This is a genomic window from Geosporobacter ferrireducens (assembly GCF_001750685.1).
Classification (GTDB): domain Bacteria; phylum Bacillota; class Clostridia; order Peptostreptococcales; family Thermotaleaceae; genus Geosporobacter; species Geosporobacter ferrireducens.
The window spans coordinates 971,514-988,330 of sequence record NZ_CP017269.1 but is presented as its reverse complement, the minus strand read 5'-3'; the positions used below and the strand labels follow the sequence as shown (position 1 = coordinate 988,330).

Below are 16,817 nucleotides of genomic sequence, written 5' to 3'. Positions count from 1 at the left end.
ATAATTTAAATTGTTTATTTCATATCCAAATAATTGTATATGTGGGATAATATAACTGTTAAATACGCCCGCGGTTCCAAATAAAAATATCAATTCAATAGGAGGAATATTTAATGAACTTTACATTTGAAAATTTAAAACTTGAACATCAAGAAGCTGTTGTTAGCATTTTAAACTATTATATTGAAGAAACATTTGCTGCTTATAGAGAAGAAGCTGTTAAAAATGAACATTTTCTAAAATTTATAGACGATTCAGAGGTTCATTGTGGATACGCTATTAAAAATAGTCAAAATGGAGTTGTTGGGTTTTGCTTATTAGAACCTTATGGGTCTTATTCTACATTTTCAGAAGTAGCTGAAATAATGTATTTTATTCATCCTGATTATACGGGTAAAGGGGTTGGTACTCTTGCCTTAGAAAAACTTGAAGTTGAAGCGAAAAAAAGAGGTATCAAAAAATTATTAGCAGATATTTCATCAGAGAATATCTGCAGTATTAAATTTCATGAGAAAAATGGGTTTGTTGAATATGGTCGGCTCAAAAATATAGGAAAGAAGTTTAATAAGTATTTTAGTGTTGTGTATATGGGAAAGGAAATCGGTTAATGTATAATTCACAGCGAATACACAACCATTTTGATATATAAATTCATTTTTATCGTTTTCTATAATTTCTGGGAGTACATTTAAAAAAACGTTTAAACATTTGTGAAAAATTACTGGGACTGTCAAAACCACATTGAATGGAAATTTCTGAAATACTACTGTTGGGAGTTTGCAAAAGCATAGTAGCGCCCTGCATCACCCGATATTTTATTAAGTACTGTATGGGAGAAATCTGTATTCCTCGCTGGAAACATCGTAGACATTCGCGTTCTCCTATATCTGCCGATTTTGCAATTTGTGCCAATGTCAAGTCTTCTGAATAATGTTCATGTATAAAGTCCAGCATTTTTCGAATGCGGGTGCTATCTTGATTAAGTTCGGTATTCCACTTTTTTATTTCTTGCTCATATTGCTGATACAGAGTGAGGCATATATGCGATAAATTCTCTCTGATTGTAAATTCATATCCTGTTGGTTCGAAAGCGATCGCTTCAAATGTATGAATAAAATCAGTTATTATATTTTTTCCCCAATTAAAAGCAAGAGCTATGTGGCAGCTGTCAAGAGCCACACAATTGACAAGGGGAGTGATATATTTCTGAGCGAATACAGATTTATCTTGGCCAGTGATAAGAGTAGGGTGAAAAACCAAAGAATGAATCTCACAATGCATTTCTGCTGCTGCAAAATGCAATATATTGGAGTTAATAAAAATAGCTTCGCCTTGTTGTAAGCGAAATGTCTTTCCTGGTACTTTCAGTTTCAGTTGACCCGACAGCAAATATATAATCTCCATTTCCTCATGCCAATGCCATGGGATAACGTCGTCAGCACTTTCTGTATGTTGTGAACAATATCCGGCACATGGAAAATCAAATGTACCATGTGGCTGAAGCTCCCTTCCATTCCTGTTAAGGTTTAATCCGCATTTTTGAAGTGCCATACGAATATCTCCTTTGTCGATATTCTTATATTATACGTCCAAAATCTAATTGTATCAAGATTATTAAGACGATATTATTATAATAAAAAATAAAACGTAAGGAGAAAAAGATGTTTCAATTATTGCTTGTAATTATCTATATTACTTTTATCAGTCTAGGGCTGCCGGATTCTCTTCTAGGCTCTGCCTGGCCTAGTATGTATTTAGGACTTAAAGTGCCAATATCATATGCTGGAATCATATCTATGATTATAGCTGGGTGTACTATCATTTCCAGTTTACTGAGTGATCGGTTAGTCCGAAAAATTGGGACAGGATGGATAACAGCTATCAGCGTGGGAACGACGGCAACGGCGCTGTTTGGCTTTTCTATTTCACATGCATTTGTATCGCTATGTATATGGGCCGTTCCCTATGGATTAGGAGCAGGTTCAGTAGATGCCGTGTTGAATAACTTTGTTGCGTTGCACTATAAAGCAAAGCACATGAGCTGGCTTCATTGTTTCTGGGGTATAGGCGCTACCCTTGGTCCCTATATTATGGGGGTAAGTTTAACAGGGAATTTAGGCTGGCATTATGGTTATCGCACGATTTCTTTGATCCAGATTGCTTTAACTGCAATACTTCTTTTTTCGCTGCCATTGTGGAAAAAGAACCTTGACCAAAAGGAAGATAAACATAATGCCTCTTCGTCTTTAAAATACAAACAGCTTATCGGACTCCCCGGTGCCAAGCAGACTTTAATTGCTTTGTTTTGCTACTGCTCTTTAGAACAGGTGACAGGGTTGTGGGGAAGCAGTTATATGGTCTTGAAAAAAGGTATTACTTCAGAGGCTGCAGCTTCGTTCATTTCTTTGTTTTATCTCGGTATTACAGGAGGACGCTTTCTTAGTGGACTACTTACCTTAAAATTAAATACGAAAGGTATGATACGGTTAGGACAGGGACTGATAATACTTGGTGTAGCATTATTATTTGTTTCTATAAATCGCACAGTCATGTCTACCGGACTGATATTGATTGGCCTTGGTTGTGCGCCAATCTATCCTAGCTTATTGCATCAGACTCCGGAACGCTTTGGTAAAAATGCTTCTCAATCGATGATGGGCTTACAGATGGCGTGTGCCTACATTGGTAGCACCTTTTCTCCTCCCTTGATTGGATTATTAACCGAGAAAATCAGTATTACAATTTTCCCGCTGTTTCAGTTGATGTTTACTGTCGCAATGATTTTACTGATTGAATATTGTAACCGCAAGTCTCATTCAGATAGGAGGACAGTAAATGAATAATTCGATTGATTTACATATGCACAGTAGGTACAGCGATGATGGTGAATTCACACCAACAGAGTTGGTGGAGAAATGTGTTGCAAGTGGTATTCAGGCTATGTCTATTACAGATCATAATACGGTTCGGGCAAATGCTGAAGCACAAAGGGCAGCTAAGAAAAAGGGAATTAGTTATATTCCCGGTATAGAAATTGATTGCGTTTTCCAAAACAAAAATTTTCATGTACTTGGCTATGATATTGACTATCAGAATAGTGACTTTGTTAGAATTGAAAAAAATATTGATGATCAAAGCTTTGATGCTTCTTTGAAAATGCTTGCGGAAACTCAAGCGTTAGGTTTTCGCATAACAGAAAATGATATGTGGGAAGTTTCAAAGAATAATTTTTGGCAGGGAAGTTGGACCGGTGAGATGTTTGCCGAAGTATTACTGAATAAGCCTGAATACAATAATCATCCATTATTACGTCCTTATCGTTCAGGTGGTGTAAAAAGCAATAATCCCTATGTTAATTTTTATTGGGACTATTATTCACAGGGGAAATCTTGTTATGTTAAAATTGAGTACCCTCCTTTAGAAGACGTAGTAAATATTATTCACCGAAATGGCGGGAAAGCGGTCTTGGCACATCCAAATGTAAACCTGAAAGATCATTACGATCTGTTACATCCCCTTATATGTACAGGAATAGATGGAATAGAAGCTTTTAGTAGTTACCATACACCATCACAAGCTTTTCATTTTTTTAGAGAGGCTAAGGATTTTAAACTATTTGTTACTTGCGGAAGTGATTTTCACGGAAAAACAAAACCTACCATTTCATTAGGACAACATGGGTGTTTAATTTCCGAGAATGAGTTAATAAGTAGTTTGAAAAAGTACTTTATCTTAGACATAGATAAATGACTGAACGATGCCCGATTTGCTAGACACACAAGAATTAGGTAATGACTCCTGTGCGTCTAGCAAATCGGGCACCGTTCAAAAAGCTATAGGCGATAGGTACTTGATCTAATTGTTTCCTAGTCAGGCTTATTATTTTGGTGCATTTTTTTCAGTCTCAGTATTTCCACAGCTGCGTCAACGCCGTATTTGATGATCTTGTCCAATGCTTCTTCAGAAAGAGGTTCTTCTTCATGAATAATCTTCTCATCTATAAGCCTTCTTAAGAGTTTATTTTCGATTTCTTTATAATTTCTATAATTAATATTATTTTTTTTCTAAACTGCCTTTCTGTAATACAATCTGATTTTTCACATCGATACTCCCTAAAAGATAATCAGTAGAGCAGCCTAAAGCCCGTGAAATTTTAGTTACTATTTCAGCTTTTGGTTCTCTAAGATTATTTTCATGTCGTGACAAACCAGCCTCAGTTATACCTGTTTTTTCTAGTCATTATCAGTTAAGTTATGAAATAAATCAGAGTCAAAGAAATCTTTCATCTCAATCCCTAAACCAAAGCAAATGTAATATATGGTCTTAACAGTAGGATTTTTGCTTTTGCCATGGACAACATCGTTGAGAGTTGATTGGGTTATACCCGCCATTGTAGATAGTTTATTTAGAGTTATATTATTTTCCTCACATAGTTGCAATATTCTTTGAGAAATTGCCTTTTTTATAGTCATAATACACCTCTTAACACTTTTTTAAAAAGTATAACAAAATACCAATAAAAGAATTACCGACATATCGTTGACAACTAAAACGAACTATATTATAATTTATAACGATATATCGTTATAAAAAGTCGACTTACATTTTACTTTTTCCAAATTATTCATACAATACATATTTTGGAAAGGAAGGTTAAAAAACTATGGTAATGTCAGGTGTGAAAGGTACAGAAAAAAAGACATTTTTTTACCGGATTTTAGATGGCGTAGAAAGGGCGGGAAATAAATTACCCCATCCCTTTACCCTATTTATCCTGCTATGTGCAGCCGTTATTGCAATCTCTTTTATTGCAGCAAGAATGGAGCTATCGGTACAACATCCCACCAGCGGAGAAGAAGTTATAGTAAAAAGTCTCATGAGTGCAGAAGGCATTCGTTACATGATTCTAAACATGGTCAAAAACTTTTCGGATTTTGCACCTCTTGGGCTGGTATTAACCATGATGCTGGGGGTAGGGATGGCAGAAGAAGCAGGACTTATGACAGCCTTTATGAAAAAATTCATGGTTGGGGCCAGTGACAGAATGCTGCTAATTAGTATTTTCTTAGTAGGTATTTGCGGTAACATTGCCTCTGATGCAGCAGCAGTCATCGTCCCCTCCATAGCAGGAGCCATTTTTTATGCCACAAAACGTAATCCGCTTGTGGGGATTGCTGCAGGTTATGCAGCCGCCTGTGCAGGTTTTTCTGCCAACCTATTGATTGCAGGGACAGATGCTCTATTAGCCGGTATAACAGAAGAAGCTGCAAAAATCATAGATCCAAACATCACCGTTAACCCGACTGTCAACTACTACTTTATGGTTGCATCTACCCTCATCCTAACCTTTGCTGGAGTATGGGTAACCAATAAATATGTCATTCCCTTAGCAGGAGACTATATCTCCAAAGGTACCATAAAAGAAGACCAAAATTTAGAAATAACAAAAGCAGAAAAAACCGGATTGAGGAAGGCCGGTATTGTCACCTTGGTTTACTGGGGACTTATGATCATCAGCCTCATTCCCAAAAACTCACCCCTTAGAAGTGATAATGGCACCATCATTCCCTCTCCTTTTATTAGTGGAATCGTTCCTTTTATTTTCCTATGGTTTGTCATTGCAGGTATTGCCTACGGAAAAGCAGTTGGTGCCATACGGTCCGAAGCAGATATCCCAAGACTGATGGCCAATGCAATGAAGGGAATGGCCGGATACATTGTTTTAGTATTTGTTATTGCACAGTTTGTTAACTACTTTAATTGGACAAACCTGGGTATGGTGATATCTGTTACCTTGACAAAGGCATTGTCAGCCTTAAACTTCACAGGGCTTCCCATGATCATTGGGGTTTTAATCATCAGTACCATCATCAACATATTTATAGGAAGCGGTTCCGCAAAATGGGCACTACTGGCACCCGTATTTGTCCCCATGTTTATGATGCTCGACTATTCGCCATCCTTTGCCCAGCTAGCCTATAGAATAGGGGACTCTACCACCAATGCCATTACGCCTTTGTTTCCCTATTTTCCAATACTACTGGGCTTTATGAAAAAATACGATGACAGTGCGGGGGTTGGAACAGCCATGTCCTATATATTACCCTACACATTAGTCTTTGGTGCAGTATGGATTCTGCAACTAATCATTTGGTTCCTGCTAGCTTTACCACTAGGACCTGGAAGCAGTATATTTATGTAAATACCTTCTACCGAGAAAAAGACGGCAGGCATGGGATTGAAATACAAAAGAGATAAAATACATAGGAGAGAAAAATAAAAGAAAAATAAGATACAGCAAGTACAATAAAGGGGAGAAAAACAGATGAAGGAAATACAAGAATTAACGAAAAAATATGAAGAATTAATAATAAAGTATAGAAGAGATTTTCATCAACATCCGGAGTTAGCCTATCAAGAAAAAAGAACGGCTGAAAAAGTAGCAGAGGTTTTAGAGGGCTTAGGGATGGAGGTCAAAAGAAATGTTGGCAAAACAGGGGTTGTTGGTATCTTAAGCGGGAGAGAAAAAGGAAAAGTACTTGCCTTGAGGGCGGATATGGATGCCTTACCAATACAGGAAGAGACAGGATTAGCATTCTCCTCAGTCAACAAAGATGTGATGCATGCCTGTGGTCATGATATGCATACCGCCATCCTATTAGGTTGTGCCCATGTTTTGACAGAACTCAAGGAAGAACTAAAAGGAACCATCAAATTCATCTTTCAGCCGGCAGAAGAGAACAACCCTGTCGGGGGAGCACCAGGAATGATCGATGATGGCGTTTTAGAAAACCCCAAAGTGGATGCCATGCTGGCCCTCCATGTTTGGCCCCAATTACAAACAGGGACAGCTGCCATAAAAACAGGCACTATTATGGGTGCCTCCGATAGAATCTTTATAAGCATAAAGGGAAAAAGCAGTCATGGTTCCCAACCGGAAAACGGCATCGATAGCGTTGCTATCGCCTCAAATGTTGTTTCTGTCCTACAATCCATAGTAGCTAGAAACATAGGCCCATTAGACGCGGCAGTCATTTCCATCTGCAAAATCTATGGAGGTACGAAATATAATGTAATTGCCGATAAAGTGCAATTAGAGGGTACCGTTAGAACGGTTGATCCAGATATCCGAAATGCCATGCCAAAGAGAATAGAAAACCTAATAAAGGGAGTTACCTCAGCGATGGGAGGAGAATATGCCTTTAAATATGTAAAAGGCTATCCGCCAACAATCAATGATTCCCATATGACAAATCTCGTATTTAGGGCCATGCAGCATGTGCTGGGAAATGATGCACTTATTGCTCCCACATCAGCCCTTGGAGGAGAAGACTTTGCCTTCTTTGCCACAAAGGTTCCTTCAGCTTATTTTTGGTTGGGCTGCAGAGACAGAACAATTCCTTTTGAGGAAGCCGCACCTATTCATAATCCAAAATTCAATCCGGATGAAAAAGCCCTGCCGATAGGAGTAGCATTGATGGTACAAGCAGCACTGGATTTTTGTGAAAGCAGCAAAAGTCTAGCGACGGTTATCTAGCTGTTTCGAAAAATGCCAAGCACTTAACTTGTGATCTCCTTTTTTGAGAGAATTATTCCATTGTCTTAAACGAATGAAAATATTATTTTTCCAGATCAATAGGCTGCTTGAAAAAGCAGCCTATTCGTACTGCCGATTGTCGGAATAGTGGCAGGAATGATGACTTTCTGTAGGATCTGTAATCTTGCGGCACCAAAGGTTTGCAGCATTTTTACCTTATCTGAAGCTACTTCCCTAAAACCACCATAGACACCAAGTACCGTAACGACAATGGATACAGCCATTGTCTTTTATTACGATACCAAACTTGATTTATGGTTTTTACTAAGAGATCGCAAGTCATACCAAACCATTCAGTTTGAATTGAGCCTTTATCGATATAGATAGATGAAAGGTCTAGGATTTTGACGGTAAGAGCTAGTCTACGGTGTTAAACGGCTTTTTTATACATCAACATAAAGAAGACGGAGACAGGGTTGCTATAGGATAAATACCTTCACGAACAGACAAGTCCCTGCCCCTTTATATTGTAAAAGCCGTAGCAGTGGAAGGATTGGGATAGACTGTAAAAATTTGTATGAAAAATGAAGGAAATAGTAGCTAAATGTAGAATAATTTATACAGGAACTGTTAGGCCATGAGAGCTCTGAAACCATACGCAAAGGTCGCGGCGTCCTGCTGCGGATTATGGAAGAACATCTTAAGCGCTTTGATAATTCACATTTGTTTGATGTTGTGAATCAATGATTATTTATATAACATGAAGATAAATCAGGATTTGGAGGTAATGTAGATGAAAAAAATTCTGAGTTTGGTTCTTATATTATTCTTGATTATAGCAATAACTGCTTGTGGAAATAAGGAAGTTGAAGAGAAAATGTTATGGGATAGAATCCCTATGGTAATGGTTGAAGAACAGCTTTATCTGGATACGGGTGAGAAAATGCCAGTTGAAATAGATGATTCGGCTATTATAGGTACAATTACTTCGGAAGTTGATGGTTCGGAAATTCCTACTCAAAATGGTCAAAGTAATTTTGGCTGTGTTGGTGCAGCATATGCTTATTGTGATGATGGTATTGTTGTTATGATAAATAATGAATGGCAATTTTTCAGAAAAGAAACAGACAAATTATCCTTAGAAAAAGTAATAGAATTATCTAAAAAGGGTAATGAACTTTCGTGGGAAGATTTTGAAAAATATCATAGCATTGATATTGGCAGTGGATTATATATTCGACACTATGATATTGATAAAAATTATTATCTGCTTATTGGTGGTGGTAGCATAGATGAAAAGCCCATGTACATTCGCTTGGTAAAAGCAAATAATTTAGACAACTATATTGATATTAGAATAGACAACATAGACGATTTCATTTCTAAGTAAGTTATTGACAATTTCACAAAGTAATAGGATGAAGATGTTTTTATAAGGCCGCAGCATCCGTGCTGCTCTTGCCCCGAGGGCCATAGTCCGCCGCCTAACAATGCACTCAAGTTCACTTTGGCTGTTTGGGGTAATATCTTCGAAGAAGGCAAAGCAAATTTCTCAGCCCAAGATAAGAGTTATCTAAGGCTGAGAAACATCTTGAGTGCGGGGACGTTAGGCGAGATAGGACGTAGCTCTAGGGTGTTAACCCGAGCCGTCAAAAAGAAAGGAGAAAACCTAATGAAAAATGCTAAAGAGTTTAAACTAATTGAGTGCCGGGGTACTCCCTATGAAATCGGCCGGCAGTGGGGGGAAGGTTGTAAAGAAAACATTTTAAAAATCTCGGAGAACATTTGCAATAGTATGGCGCTTTTTTACAAAGCCTCAAAGAAAGAGGTCGTCTCCAATGCTATGAAGTTTCTCCCTGCAGTTCAAGAGTTTGATCCTTATCTGGTTGAAATAATGCGGGGGCAGGCTGACGCTACCGGGCTTAGTTTGGAAGAAATATTTACTCAGAAGTGCTTTAATGAGCTTACTTTCTACTACAACAATATTTCAGGCTTGTGCACCTCCTTTGCGGCAACAGGAAAGGCAACACAAGACGGGAAAACCATTCTGGGGCAAAACATAGATTTTTTGCCTGGAACACCGATAGATTTATTAAAAATTCATCATGCCAATGGCCTCGTACAATTCATATTAAGCTTTTCAAACTCCAGTGAATTCACACTTTCATCTGCCGGAATCGGTATATGCGCAAATGCTACCATAGGTCAAGACTACTCATTTAATATTCCAGTAGGCTGTTATCTTCCCCGAGTGATGAGAGAAAAAAATATCCACGATGCCATAGATATTCTTAAACAAGTTGTCCGTGGCCTTGGCTACTATCATTTAGCGGACATAAACGGGCATATGTCCGGTATTGAGAGTATTCATAACGATTTTGAACTTCTATACCCAGAAAGGGATATGTTGTTGCATTCAAATCATTATCTTACAGAACGTTTCAAGGAAGTGGACACTGCACTGCAATTACAGCCCGACAGCTACCATCGCTTAGACAGAATTCGCAGTTTATTGGACCAGCATTATGGTCACATAAATACTGAAATCATTATGAAAATCCTGGCCGATCACGACCACCATCCCGATTCCATATGCCGCCACTTTAATCCCACGGTCCCAACATCATCGACAACAGTTGCTTCGTTTATCATGGTTCCAGCTGAAGGGGCAATATATATAGCCGCTGGCCACCCCTGTGAGTATGAATATGTACGGTATGAGTTTTAGAAGACAAAACAAAAAATGATAATAACACCGCGGGTCGCGTCCTACATCGCCTAACAGCAGGTTTGGGAAATTGCTTTTCCGGACAAGAAGATCACTCGTCCTCCAAATCAACTTCGCAAACCCGCGACCCTGTTGTGACACATTCTTCTTATAATATGTAAACTGTGAAAGAAGCCTATTAATGACTATTTCGATGTTTCTTCCAAATGTACCATAACAAAATGAGTTAGGTTGTAGGATCAACTAACATGCATTTCCATAGGGGCGCAAGAAGTGCAGTCATGAAGAAAGTCTCTGCTTGTACCGTTAAGCAGGGTTAGCACCACTCAGAGGTAAGGCTATAGGGCTCAACTCGACGACGGTGGGAATGCGGGAAGTTAGGTGAACAGCACAACAGGGAAAAAACAGAGAACTTAAGATACAAAAATAAAGGATGAGAGGTGCTTTATGTTCAACGATGTAAGAAGTAAAAAAATAGTATTCGTATGTCATTGCGTTCTAAATCAAAATTCAATCTCTGATGGAACAGCTGACTTTCCAGGTACAAATGAGGAAATTGTAAAAAGACTGATGGAAGCAAAAGTAGGTGTTGTACAGATGCCATGCCCTGAATTGATGTGTTTAGGGCTTGATCGTGGCGACATCAAAGGTGCAGAGCGACCTGTTGTTGTTGAAAATACAAGGATAAGAAAAGAACTGCTCAAGGATGAACAACTGCAAACTATCGATAGACTTGTTGAGAACACGGTTTATCAAATTGAAGAATACTTGAAGCATGGTTTCCAGATTTCTGGTGTTGTTGGCATAAATAGATCTCCGAGCTGCGGTGTAAACACTACTTCAGAAAATGATGAAGAAGTTGTAGGTGAAGGGATTTTCATTAAGGCACTTAGAACATCGTTAAAGAACAGGAATATTGAATTGAACATAGTAGGAATTAAGAGTTCCAAAATGGATGAGGCAATAGAGTCAATTGATACTCTGTTGAATGCATAGGGCAAACCATCTGAGTGTTGAGCTGTCACCTAACAATGCATTTGCATAAAGGTGCTGGAAGCACGTGTCAAGGGCAGGGGCAGTACCACATCTTCGAAGCTCCGCTATGGGGTATTCCTTTGGTGTACAATTCGAAGGTGTGGAAAATGCGGAAGGTCAGCCGAAATACACTGAAAGAGTCAGTATAACATGTGAAGACTGTTTAAAAAGAGCATTGAGGAGGAAATAATGCAAAGTAAAATTATTAGTTTTAAAAAGTCAACTCTAGTATTTTCAATGATTGCAATAATACTTATTTTAGATTGAAAGAAAAAAACTAGCATTCTTAGTGAGAGGTAATTTGTATGAGGAAGATTATAGTATCATTTTTTACAATTATTTGCATTGTCGGATTATTAATATCATGTGCTGAAAAATATGATAATCAAAGCATAAAATTTTCATTTGACGATAATGGAAAGTATACAGGTTTTTCAAATCTACCAACGAAGTATACTGTAGAAGATGCTAAAAAAGATGGATGTTTTGTTAAACAAGATTCAAAGGACATTGCAAATAAAGAATTGTGGAACAGTTTTATTGAAGACGCATCAAAAGGTAAAAATACTAGTATTCGCATAGTTAAATTTTATACAGAAACAGAAGATGATACCATTGTGTATTTTAACGATTTATTTTTCGATGATGATTATTACTATTTATTTGATAGCAGTTCTGAAAACCAAAAAAAGCAACCGTACCAATACTTGTTAATGCTAGAAGGAAAGTTTGGGAATCCATTAAGAGATAGTAGGGTTGTTGTATTAACTAATGACAATACTTTGAAATTTAATGATGTCATGAAGTCGTTGGTATCAAGTAATATGGAGTACATAAAAAGCGTTTCACCATATCGGCTGGTTATGTTTGAATAACAAATTTTTAATATCAATTAGCAGTTTTCGTGTTTTCCGTGGCCTAACAGAGTGTTTCCAACATTCATCAGCATCTTGGGTCAGGCTTCGCGAGAGCTGATAAACGTCGTGAACACTCTAATATTACGTGTTTATTAGTTCTTCATAAAAGTGCAAGGGTTTTGTATGAGAATAGTATTTTTAAGCGTATATCTAGTTTATTGTTGACCATTAAAAATATGGGGACAAATCTTGCTAATGTAAGGGCATATTGATAATTATTTTCATATGTGTTATACTAAGAGCAAATATTTTGAAAAGAGGTATGTGAATGTTTATTTATAGAATGAGACTCCGTTATTTAGTTTAATACAAATAACTAAATAGAGATAAGGTGTGAAAAAGCCTATTGCTTTAGGTTTGTTTGTTATACCTTATTTTAGGATTCTTGCAATGAACATTCATACACTTTTAAATTGTATCCTATTATAGACATTAAGCTTAGACTGCCTTCGTGTAGTTTTTGATGTCCCATATTTTTTATAGAGATATAAGGGTTGCAGATGGATTATGTTCATTTGCAGCCCTTTTTAACGTTGAATGGTCATTTTCAAGAATTCACATCAGATTAATAAATGAGGTGAATTTGATAGAATACTAAATAATCAAGGAATTGTTATAAAGGTGATTCCAGGATCGAAGTATCTTAAAGAATTACGGGAAACAATTCATAGTGGTAAGGATGTCTCTGATTATTCTAATGGTAAAGTGATCAATTATTTTAGACAAAAGCTAGATGTTAAAGAGATTCAAAATATCAACTATTCTTTTGATGTTAAAAAAGAGCTTTTACCATATTTCGTTAGTATGACACCATTAACTTGGGGACAGAGTGCTGATAGATTAAATGATATATATGAAAAGAATACATCTACTATAACTGTAGATTTAACATTAATAATTGGCATGAAGAAAAAATAACTTAAAATGTAAAGGAGGTACACTTATGTATTATATATTCATATAATCCTTCCTGCTTAAATCGCAGGGTTTTCCCTGCGAACAGGTGAATGAAAACATGCGATTTTAGACAGGAGGAAGGAAAATGGAATTAATAATAAAAGCAAAAGACGTTCGTGTAGAATACACAGGGCGTGACGTGTTAGATATAGCTGAATTGGTGTTATATGATTATGACCGTATTGGTCTGGTGGGAGAAAATGGTGCAGGAAAAAGTACCTTACTCAAGGTACTTTTGGGTGAATTAACCCCACCGGGATGTAAAATCCATCGTCTTGGAGAGTTTGCCTATATCCCTCAGCTAGATGAAGCAGCTTTGCAGGAGGTAAAAGATTTTGCACTTATGAGCAAACTCGGCGTTGAACAACTAGAGGTAAAGACCATGAGCGGTGGTGAAGAAACAAGACTTAAAATAGCACAAGCTCTTTCAGAACAGGTGCATGGTATTTTGGCAGATGAACCCACCAGTTATTTAGACCATGAAGGAATCAATTTTTTAATCAGACAGTTAAAATATTTTTCTGGTGCATTGTTAGTTATCAGCCATGATCGCTATTTCCTTGATGAGGTGGTAGATAAGATATGGGAACTGAAAGACGGAAAAATCATGGAGTATTGGGGAAACTACTCTGATTATCTTCGCCAGAAAGAGGAAGAGCGTAAAAATCAGGCAGCAAAATACGAACAGTTTGTAGCGGAACGAGACCGACTGGAACAGGCTGCTGAGGACAAGCGAAAACAAGCACGTAAAATAGATCAGAAAGTAAAAGGTGCTGCTAAGAAAAACAGTTCTGAAAGCGGTGGACGTCTGGCACATCAGAAAACAGTGGGAAGTAAGCAAAAAAAACTGTATAATGCTGCTAAGTCTATGGAACACAGAATTGCAGCTTTGAGCGATGTGGAAGCTCCAGAAAACACCCGCACAATTTGTTTTCGACAAAGTACTGCATTAGAACTCCATAATCCATATCCGATCATTGGAACAGAAATAAGTAAAAGGTTTGAAGATAAGTTGTTGTTTGAAAAGGCATCTTTTAGCATTCCACTTGCAGCAAAGGTGGCATTGATTGGAGGTAATGGTACAGGAAAAACAACCTTAATACAAATGATCTTAAACCGTGAAGATGGAATCTCCATTTCTCCTAAGGCAAAGATAGGTTATTTTGCCCAAAATGGCTATAAGTATAATCGTAATCAGGAAGTTATGAAATTCATGCAGGAGGATTGTGATTACAATGTTTCCGAAATACGTTCAGTACTAGCCTCAATGAACTTTCTACAGAATGATATTAACAAAACATTATCGGTTTTAAGCGGCGGTGAAATTATCAAGTTGTTGTTAGCCAAAATGTTTCTTGGCAAGTATAATATCTTGCTAATGGACGAACCAAGCAACTACCTTGATTTACCAAGTTTAGAGGCTTTAGAAAAGCTAATGAAAGGGTATGCAGGGACAATTTTATTTATCACCCACGATAAACGGTTGATTGATAATGTGGCGGATTTGGTTTATGAAATAAAAGACAGAAGCTTGAATCTGGTAAGGTAGTTTGAAGTAACTAGAAAACTTAGGTTGGTGAGACTGTAAAAAAGTTTGTGGATCTATCATTCAGTAGACCCGCAAACTTTTTATAATTGCAGAGTAGGGGTTTTCATCCAATGATAAAGATGCGCATTTTTCAATTATCTCCACTTTATGATCCTCTTCTCAAGATAGTTCCCAGATTTACTCTAGGAGCTTTAAATATGTGATAAAATAAGTGATATATAGCCATAGAAAATGTGAATATGGTATTTCTGGATTACCTTTATCGGAAGGAAGTGATTATATGCGTAGATTCTTATTAAGCAGCACGCTTAACACACGCGATATAGGAGGTTATCCCACAGATTGTGGCAATGTAACCGCATATAAGGTGTTTTTGCGTAGCGATGCTCCAATTAAAGTATCCGACGATGACATAAAAATATTATTATCTAATAATATAACAACAATTGTTGATTTAAGAAGCGATAATGAGGTTCAAGATAGACCTTGTGCTCTTAAAAGTCATAAAAACTTCGAATACTATCATTGTAAGATTTATGGAGATGGACATTTACCTACAAGTGTTGAAGCTGTTCCAGAATCATACTTTGAAATGGTGGATGAGCAAACAAGCGTACTTAATATCATGAGAGTATTTGCGAAAGCTAAAGACGGTGTTCTCTACCATTGTACAGCAGGGAAAGATAGAACTGGAGTAATTTCAGCATTACTTTTGTTATTAGCCGGTGTTTGTAAAACAGATATTTTAGCTGATTATCAACTTTCCCAAGCATACTTAAGCTCTATGTTGCAACAGTTCTGTAATAGCAATAAGAATATTGACGTGAATATTATAACTCCGAAAATAGAGTACATGGAAAAATTTCTGAACATGTTCCAACAAAAATATAATTCAGCAGAAGCGTATTTTTTACAAATTGGTTTAAGTGATAGTGAAATATTACAATTAAAAATAAAATTGAATAGAAATGCAATAAGTCCCAATGCAGCAAAATAGTAATACGGATAGCACAATTTGAGAAAAAACTTTAATGTCTTTAGAGATACCAGATTGTTCCAAAAATCTGGTATAATATGAATGTAGTAACCAGACTTCGAGAACACTCAGGACGTTATAAGAAATTAACTCATTCATATCGGCTATTCCTTTGGGGGCAAAACATTCAGTATATATTGAATAATTCATATTCTATATATCAATCGGCCAGGTCTTTCTTTTGGATACTTTTTTAGAGGCGGAGGATCCATAGGAGCAACGACGGAAGGAATAGCAGAATTTTATATTAACGGATATAATGAGCGTGCTTTTATTTCTATGAACAGATAAAACTGCCTTGCATGCAGTTTTTAAATAGGAGGAGAAAGTATGAATCATCAGTGGAAGATAGGGATATTACTTTTTAATGAAGTTGAGGTAATGGACTTTGCTGGACCATTTGAGGTATTATCCATTACAACTTATCCAGGGTCCAATGTTAAACCATTTGACGTTAAGACGGTTGCTCAAACAAAAGAAACAGTTAGGGCTCGCTACGGACTTCAAGTTTTACCTGATTATAGCTTTGCCGATAATCCTAACTTCGATGTCTTGATTATCCCTGGTGGATATGGTGCGGAAGAGATTGAAATCCATAATGATATAGTTATTCGTTGGATAAAAGATCAAATGAATAAGGTTACATTAATCGCATCTGTATGCACTGGTGCATTTTTACTGGCTAAAGCGGGTTTGTTAGACGGTAAAAGAGCTACAACTCACTGGATGGATATTGATAGGTTAGAGAGGGAATTCCAAAAGGTTATAGTGCAACGAGGTGTTAAGTATGTTGACGAGGGTTCAATACTAACATCTGGGGGGATCTCAGCCGGAATTAATATGTCGTTTTATCTGATTATAAAACTTATTGGAGAAGAGATTGCCAGGACAACAGCTAAGAGAATGGAGTATGATATTAGTATTTAGTTTTGGGAAACGGGCGGCTTCGTCTAACAAAGGGTTTGCAAGATCGGAGATAGAGTAACCCGACGTTGCAAATTCTCAGAACGCTACCGGAAATCCTTTCGAACCAAGTGTTGACTTGTAAATGAATAATT

The 16,817-nt window shown here is 37.1% G+C and carries 17 protein-coding genes; 13 read left to right on the top strand and 4 right to left on the bottom strand.

Features of this window, described 5'->3' with window-relative positions:
- The first annotated feature begins 113 nt into the window (after nucleotides 1-113).
- Nucleotides 114-608 (top strand): GNAT family N-acetyltransferase, encoded by a 495-nt coding sequence (locus tag Gferi_RS05040; protein ID WP_069974541.1) that lies wholly within the window; start codon nucleotides 114-116, stop codon nucleotides 606-608.
- Between the two features lie 49 nt (nucleotides 609-657).
- Here Gferi_RS05040 and Gferi_RS05035 read toward each other — a convergent pair whose 3' ends face one another.
- Nucleotides 658-1,551 (bottom strand): AraC family transcriptional regulator, encoded by an 894-nt coding sequence (locus Gferi_RS05035; protein WP_069974540.1) that lies wholly within the window; start codon nucleotides 1,549-1,551, stop codon nucleotides 658-660.
- A 110-nt stretch (nucleotides 1,552-1,661) separates the two neighbouring features.
- On the opposite strand from Gferi_RS05035, the gene Gferi_RS05030 reads away from it, so the two are divergent.
- Both Gferi_RS05030 and Gferi_RS05025 read left to right on the top strand, forming a co-directional pair.
- Complete coding sequence (locus Gferi_RS05030) at nucleotides 1,662-2,843, top strand: MFS transporter (protein ID WP_069974539.1); 1,182 nt, start codon at nucleotides 1,662-1,664, stop codon at nucleotides 2,841-2,843.
- Nucleotides 2,836-3,750, top strand: coding sequence for a PHP domain-containing protein (locus tag Gferi_RS05025; RefSeq protein WP_069974538.1), 915 nt, complete (start codon nucleotides 2,836-2,838; stop codon nucleotides 3,748-3,750). The genes Gferi_RS05030 and Gferi_RS05025 overlap by 8 nt, the downstream gene beginning before the upstream one ends.
- A gap of 303 nt (nucleotides 3,751-4,053) precedes the next feature.
- Here Gferi_RS05025 and Gferi_RS29390 read toward each other — a convergent pair whose 3' ends face one another.
- Both Gferi_RS29390 and Gferi_RS05020 read right to left on the bottom strand, forming a co-directional pair.
- Nucleotides 4,054-4,206 (bottom strand): helix-turn-helix domain-containing protein, encoded by a 153-nt coding sequence (locus Gferi_RS29390; RefSeq protein WP_169832969.1) that lies wholly within the window; start codon nucleotides 4,204-4,206, stop codon nucleotides 4,054-4,056.
- Between the two features lie 26 nt (nucleotides 4,207-4,232).
- Nucleotides 4,233-4,472, bottom strand: coding sequence for a helix-turn-helix domain-containing protein (locus Gferi_RS05020; RefSeq protein ID WP_069974537.1), 240 nt, complete (start codon nucleotides 4,470-4,472; stop codon nucleotides 4,233-4,235).
- A 191-nt stretch (nucleotides 4,473-4,663) separates the two neighbouring features.
- On the opposite strand from Gferi_RS05020, the gene Gferi_RS05015 reads away from it, so the two are divergent.
- Nucleotides 4,664-6,202, top strand: a complete 1,539-nt coding sequence (locus tag Gferi_RS05015; RefSeq protein ID WP_069974536.1) for an AbgT family transporter — start codon at nucleotides 4,664-4,666, stop codon at nucleotides 6,200-6,202.
- Between the two features lie 123 nt (nucleotides 6,203-6,325).
- Complete coding sequence (locus tag Gferi_RS05010) at nucleotides 6,326-7,537, top strand: M20 metallopeptidase family protein (RefSeq protein ID WP_069974535.1); 1,212 nt, start codon at nucleotides 6,326-6,328, stop codon at nucleotides 7,535-7,537.
- 95 nt (nucleotides 7,538-7,632) lie between these two features.
- On the opposite strand, the gene Gferi_RS05005 is transcribed toward Gferi_RS05010, so the two are convergent.
- Entirely contained in the window at nucleotides 7,633-7,821 is a 189-nt protein-coding gene (locus Gferi_RS05005; RefSeq protein WP_069974534.1) for a hypothetical protein, read from the bottom strand.
- Nucleotides 7,822-8,330: 509 nt separating this feature from the next.
- Here Gferi_RS05005 and Gferi_RS05000 point away from each other — a divergent pair.
- The 8 genes from Gferi_RS05000 to Gferi_RS04965 all read left to right on the top strand — a co-directional run bounded on the left by Gferi_RS05000 (nucleotide 8,331) and on the right by Gferi_RS04965 (nucleotide 16,686).
- Nucleotides 8,331-8,927: an LptM family lipoprotein gene (locus Gferi_RS05000; protein WP_069974533.1), complete on the top strand. Its 597-nt coding sequence runs from the start codon at nucleotides 8,331-8,333 to the stop codon at nucleotides 8,925-8,927.
- 282 nt (nucleotides 8,928-9,209) lie between these two features.
- A complete protein-coding gene (locus tag Gferi_RS04995) occupies nucleotides 9,210-10,265 on the top strand; it encodes a C45 family autoproteolytic acyltransferase/hydolase (protein ID WP_069974532.1) in 1,056 nt (351 codons plus the stop codon).
- 447 nt (nucleotides 10,266-10,712) lie between these two features.
- On the top strand, nucleotides 10,713-11,261 hold the full coding sequence (locus Gferi_RS04990) for a CD3072 family TudS-related putative desulfidase (RefSeq protein WP_069974531.1): 549 nt from the start codon (nucleotides 10,713-10,715) through the stop codon (nucleotides 11,259-11,261).
- 344 nt (nucleotides 11,262-11,605) lie between these two features.
- Nucleotides 11,606-12,175 (top strand): hypothetical protein, encoded by a 570-nt coding sequence (locus Gferi_RS04985; protein ID WP_069974530.1) that lies wholly within the window; start codon nucleotides 11,606-11,608, stop codon nucleotides 12,173-12,175.
- Nucleotides 12,176-12,838: 663 nt separating this feature from the next.
- Nucleotides 12,839-13,135, top strand: a complete 297-nt coding sequence (locus Gferi_RS04980) for a hypothetical protein (RefSeq protein ID WP_236932696.1) — start codon at nucleotides 12,839-12,841, stop codon at nucleotides 13,133-13,135.
- A 124-nt stretch (nucleotides 13,136-13,259) separates the two neighbouring features.
- On the top strand, nucleotides 13,260-14,723 hold the full coding sequence (locus Gferi_RS04975) for an Msr family ABC-F type ribosomal protection protein (RefSeq protein WP_069974529.1): 1,464 nt from the start codon (nucleotides 13,260-13,262) through the stop codon (nucleotides 14,721-14,723).
- Nucleotides 14,724-15,003: 280 nt separating this feature from the next.
- Complete coding sequence (locus tag Gferi_RS04970) at nucleotides 15,004-15,720, top strand: tyrosine-protein phosphatase (RefSeq protein ID WP_069974528.1); 717 nt, start codon at nucleotides 15,004-15,006, stop codon at nucleotides 15,718-15,720.
- Between the two features lie 369 nt (nucleotides 15,721-16,089).
- Complete coding sequence (locus Gferi_RS04965) at nucleotides 16,090-16,686, top strand: DJ-1/PfpI family protein (RefSeq protein ID WP_069974527.1); 597 nt, start codon at nucleotides 16,090-16,092, stop codon at nucleotides 16,684-16,686.
- The last annotated feature ends 131 nt before the right edge of the window (nucleotides 16,687-16,817 follow it).

What these genes read in the sequence shown, in the direction of transcription:
- Gferi_RS04990 (WP_069974531.1), top strand. Translation starts at nt 10,713, where the DNA reads ATGTTCAACGATGTAAGAAGTAAAAAAATAGTATTCGTATGTCATTGC.
- Gferi_RS05030 (WP_069974539.1), top strand. Translation starts at nt 1,662, where the DNA reads ATGTTTCAATTATTGCTTGTAATTATCTATATTACTTTTATCAGTCTA.
- Gferi_RS04965 (WP_069974527.1), top strand. Translation starts at nt 16,090, where the DNA reads ATGAATCATCAGTGGAAGATAGGGATATTACTTTTTAATGAAGTTGAG.
- Gferi_RS04970 (WP_069974528.1), top strand. Translation starts at nt 15,004, where the DNA reads ATGCGTAGATTCTTATTAAGCAGCACGCTTAACACACGCGATATAGGA.
- Gferi_RS05015 (WP_069974536.1), top strand. Translation starts at nt 4,664, where the DNA reads ATGGTAATGTCAGGTGTGAAAGGTACAGAAAAAAAGACATTTTTTTAC.
- Gferi_RS05000 (WP_069974533.1), top strand. Translation starts at nt 8,331, where the DNA reads ATGAAAAAAATTCTGAGTTTGGTTCTTATATTATTCTTGATTATAGCA.
- Gferi_RS04975 (WP_069974529.1), top strand. Translation starts at nt 13,260, where the DNA reads ATGGAATTAATAATAAAAGCAAAAGACGTTCGTGTAGAATACACAGGG.
- Gferi_RS05040 (WP_069974541.1), top strand. Translation starts at nt 114, where the DNA reads ATGAACTTTACATTTGAAAATTTAAAACTTGAACATCAAGAAGCTGTT.
- Gferi_RS05005 (WP_069974534.1), bottom strand. Translation starts at nt 7,821, where the DNA reads ATGGCTGTATCCATTGTCGTTACGGTACTTGGTGTCTATGGTGGTTTT.
- Gferi_RS05020 (WP_069974537.1), bottom strand. Translation starts at nt 4,472, where the DNA reads ATGACTATAAAAAAGGCAATTTCTCAAAGAATATTGCAACTATGTGAG.
- Gferi_RS05035 (WP_069974540.1), bottom strand. Translation starts at nt 1,551, where the DNA reads ATGGCACTTCAAAAATGCGGATTAAACCTTAACAGGAATGGAAGGGAG.
- Gferi_RS05025 (WP_069974538.1), top strand. Translation starts at nt 2,836, where the DNA reads ATGAATAATTCGATTGATTTACATATGCACAGTAGGTACAGCGATGAT.
- Gferi_RS04985 (WP_069974530.1), top strand. Translation starts at nt 11,606, where the DNA reads ATGAGGAAGATTATAGTATCATTTTTTACAATTATTTGCATTGTCGGA.
- Gferi_RS05010 (WP_069974535.1), top strand. Translation starts at nt 6,326, where the DNA reads ATGAAGGAAATACAAGAATTAACGAAAAAATATGAAGAATTAATAATA.
- Gferi_RS04995 (WP_069974532.1), top strand. Translation starts at nt 9,210, where the DNA reads ATGAAAAATGCTAAAGAGTTTAAACTAATTGAGTGCCGGGGTACTCCC.